The sequence below is a fragment of the Streptomyces sp. 150FB genome, from assembly GCF_000818195.1.
Classification (GTDB): Bacteria; Actinomycetota; Actinomycetes; order Streptomycetales; family Streptomycetaceae; genus Streptomyces.
In genome coordinates this window covers 2,192,855-2,196,764 of sequence record NZ_JTHL01000001.1, presented here as the reverse complement: position 1 = coordinate 2,196,764, position 3,910 = coordinate 2,192,855, and the positions used below count along the sequence as shown (strand labels likewise).

The following is a 3,910-nucleotide window of genomic DNA, read 5'->3' as shown; positions in this document are numbered from 1 at the left end:
CCGCCGATCCCGTGGACGTGGCCGCCGCCGCGTACGTTCTCAGGCCACCCGGATGGGTGAAATTGGTGGCAGCGGCCGGCGAGGAGGCCCAGCGGGCCGACGCCGAGCGCGCCGACGACGAGAACAGGCGTGAGCTGGAGCGGCTGCGCGAGGAGCTGACCGGCGCCAGGGCGCAGACGAAGAGCGAGACCGAGCGGCTGCGTACGGAGCTGGACGGGGCCCGCAAGGAAGCCGAATCGCTGCACCGCAAGCTGCGCAGCGCGCAGAGCGACGTCAAGCGCGGTGAGGCCGCCCTGCGCCGCGCCCTGGCCGAGATCGAGACCGTACGGTCCGAGGCCGCCACCCAGGTGTCGGCGGCCGAGAGCGAGACCCGCCGGATCAGGGCGCGGCTCGCCGAGGCGGAGTCGGCGGTCGAGTCCAGCAGGCGCGCCGCACGCGAGGGGCGCTCGACGGAGGACATGCGGCTGCGGCTGCTGCTCGACACCGTCCTCGAATCGGCGCAGGGGCTGCGGCGCGAGCTGGCCCTGCCGCCGGCCTCCGGCCGCCCCGCCGACACCGTCGACGCGGTCGAGCCGGGACGTATGTCCCCCAAGGACGTCGCCGCCCGCGCGCTCTCCGACATGGACCCGGCCCTGCTCGACCAGTTGCTCGCGCTGCCGCAGGCGCATCTGCTCGTGGACGGCTACAACGTGACCAAGACCGGCTATCCGACGATGCCGTTGGAGAAGCAGCGGCTGCGGCTGCTGGGCGGGCTCGCGATGCTCGCCGCGCAGACCGGCGCCGAGATGACCTGTGTCTTCGACGGCGCCGAGCTGGCGGCTCCGGTGCTGCTGGCGCCGCCGCGCGGGGTGCGTGTGCTCTTCTCCAAACCGGGTGTGACCGCCGACGAGTTGATCCGTCAGCTCGTCAGGGCCGAACCGGCGGGCCGTCCCGTGGTGGTGGTCTCCACCGACCGGGAGGTCGCCGACGGCGTGGCGAAGGCCGGGGCGCGGCCGGTCGCCTCCGCGTTGCTGCTGAAGAGGCTCTCGCGGGTCTGAGCGACGGCGACCGGGTCTGAGCGACGACAACGCCGACGCACGCCGAAGAGCGATGAAGAACGACGATGCGCAACGACTGTGCCTGATGCCCTGATTGACCGCTTAAGGGCGCGTCTCAGCGTCAAATGCCCGTCACCGTCCGTGTGATGTCGCTAATTTATGCCCACATGACGAAGATTTTTCGCGTGAGGATTTGAACTGATCACAAGAAGGTCACTAAGGTCAGCTCGAACCTTCGCGCGGTTGATCACCCATCCGGGGTGGCAGTGAAGGAACCGCCGAGCCGGGGAAGTTGCTCTCATCTCCCGTTCCCGGTCGGCGGCTGAGGAAGAAGGAGCTCGCCTCCGTGGCGTCCCACCGTCGTCCCAAGCCTCCGAGCCGCACCCGCGTGACCGTGCTCACCGCGACCGCCGCCGCTGCCGTCGCACTGACCTCCCAGGCCGCCCACGCGGACCCGAAGCCGACCAAGACCGAGGTCAAGGCGAAGGTCGACAAGCTGTACGACGAGGCCGAGCAGGCCAACGAGAAGTACACCGGGGCCAAGGAGCAGCAGGGCAAGCTGGAGAAGCAGGTCTCGGACCTCCAGGACAAGGTCGCCCGGGGGCAGGACGAGCTGAACGAGCTGCGGGACGGCCTCGGTTCGATGGCGAGCGCCCAGTACCGCACCGGCGGCATCGACCCCTCCATACAGCTCTTCCTCTCCTCGAACCCGGACGACTATCTGGAGAAGGCGTCGACGCTGGACCAGATCAGCGCCCAGCAGGCCGAGTCGCTCTCGCAGATCCAGGCGAAGCAGCGCTCACTCGCGCAGGAGCGCAAGGAAGCGCAGGGCAAGGTCAACGACCTCGCCGACACCCGCGAGGAACTCGGCAAGAAGAAGAAGGAAGTTCAGGGCAAGCTCGCCGACGCGCAGAAGCTGCTCAACACCCTCACCGCCGCCGAGCGGGCCTCGCTCACCGCCGACGACGCCCGCGCCAACCGCGGCGCCGGCGACCGCGTGGACCTCGGCGCCTCCGTACCCGCCTCGCAGCGCGCCGGCTCGGCCTTCGCCGCGGCTCAGGGCGTGATCGGCTCCCCGTACGTGTACGGCGCCTCGGGCCCCGGCTCGTTCGACTGCTCCGGGCTCACCTCGTGGGCGTACGCCCAGGCCGGTGTCTCGATCCCGCGTACCTCCGAGGCGCAGGCCAACGCCGGACCGCACCTCGGTATGAGCCAGCTCAAGCAGGGCGACCTCGTGATCTTCTACGGCGACGCGCACCACGTGGGGCTCTACGCCGGCAACGGCATGGTGCTGCACGCTCCCAAGCCGGGTGCTCAGGTCCGTTACGAGTCGATCAACAACATGCCTTTCCAGTTCGGTGTGCGTATCGCCTGACCAGGTAAACAAGCTGATCACCATGCGTGTGATGTCTGTCAATTACGCGCTCCGACGAGCAAGAAGGAGCTCGCCTTCGTGGCATCTCACCGTCGTCCCAAGCCCCCGACGCGCACTCGCGTGACCGTGCTCACCGCGACGGCGGCCGCCGCTGTCGCGCTGACCTCCCAGGCCGCGCACGCGGACCCGAAGCCGACCAAGTCCGAGGTCAAGGCGAAGGTCGACAAGCTCTACGACGAGTCCGAGAAGGCCAACGAGAAGTACTCCGGGGCCAAGGAGCAGCAGGACAAGATCGAGAAGCAGGTCGCGGCGATCCAGGACAAGGTCGCCCGCGGTCAGGACGAGCTCAACGACCTGCGCGAAGGCCTCGGTTCGATGGCGAGCGCCCAGTACCGCAGCGGTGGCATCGACCCCTCGATACAGCTCTTCCTCTCGGCGGACCCCGACTCCTACCTGGAGAAGGCGTCCACCATGGACCAGATCAGCGCCGAACAGGCCAAGACCCTCCAGCAGGTGTCGGACAAGCAGCGCGCGCTCGCGCAGGAGCGCAAGGAGGCGAGCGGCAAGCTCGCCGACCTCTCCTCGGCGCGCAAGGACCTGGCGAGCAAGAAGAAGGACGTCCAGGACAAGCTCAAGGACGCCCAGACGCTGTTCAACACCCTCAGCGCGGCCGAGAAGGCCTCGCTCGCCGCCGACGACTCCCGTGCCAATCGCGCCAGCGACCGGGTGAACCTCGGTAACGTGCCCGCCGCTTCGGGCCGCGCCGCCGCCGCTTTCGCCGCCGCACAGAGAGTGATCGGCTCCCCGTACGTCTACGGAGCCACGGGCCCCGGCTCGTTCGACTGCTCCGGGCTGACCCAGTGGGCGTACGGCCAGGCAGGCGTGAGCATCACCCGTACCACCTACACCCAGGCCGACGAGGGTGTGCGGATCGGGATGAGCCAGCTCGCCCCGGGCGACCTGGTCTTCTTCAACGGCCTCGCCCATGTGGGCCTGTACGCCGGCAACGGACAGGTGCTGCACGCGCCGCACCCGGGCGCCTCCGTGCGCTTCGAATCCATGTCGACCATCGGCGGGTTCATGTACGGCGTCCGGATCTGACGAACGCCTTCACGCGCTTTCACACGCTTTCCGACAGCTTCAGACGCCTTCGGCGGCCGGCGCCCCGGCGGACTCCGTAACTGCCCCCGCCGCCGCTGAAACCCCCGGCGCGACCGCCCATTCGGGCGAATTCCGCCGCCGCTTCGCTGACACCGCGCCCCTGCGGTGACCTGCCAGGTCACCGCAGGGGCGTCACTTTGTGTGCCCGGCGCGGTCGTTGGCGCCCCGTGTCCGCGCGGCTACTGTCTGCTGCGCGCAGCTCCGGCCATCGGTCCGCCCGTCGGGCGGCAGGAGCGGCGTGAGTGCGTACAGCGGAAGGAAGTGCTGCTTCCTGTGGTGTCCCATCGGCGTTCCTCACCGTCCGGCCTGGGCCGGAGTGCCCGCGGCGGCGCCGTCG

The 3,910-nt window shown here is 69.5% G+C and carries 3 protein-coding genes; all 3 read left to right on the top strand.

Annotated features, from left to right (window positions below; all coding sequences use genetic code 11):
• On the top strand, positions 1-1,037 hold a 1,037-nt coding region (locus tag QR77_RS09090), incomplete at its 5' end, for an NYN domain-containing protein (RefSeq protein ID WP_040020839.1).
• Between the two features lie 346 nt (positions 1,038-1,383).
• Positions 1,384-2,412 carry a C40 family peptidase gene (locus QR77_RS09085; RefSeq protein WP_040020838.1) on the top strand — a complete coding sequence of 343 codons (1,029 nt, stop codon included), beginning with the start codon at positions 1,384-1,386 and terminating at the stop codon, positions 2,410-2,412.
• A gap of 78 nt (positions 2,413-2,490) precedes the next feature.
• Positions 2,491-3,513, top strand: a complete 1,023-nt coding sequence (locus tag QR77_RS09080) for an NlpC/P60 family protein (protein WP_078876560.1) — start codon at positions 2,491-2,493, stop codon at positions 3,511-3,513.
• Positions 3,514-3,910 lie beyond the last annotated feature (397 nt).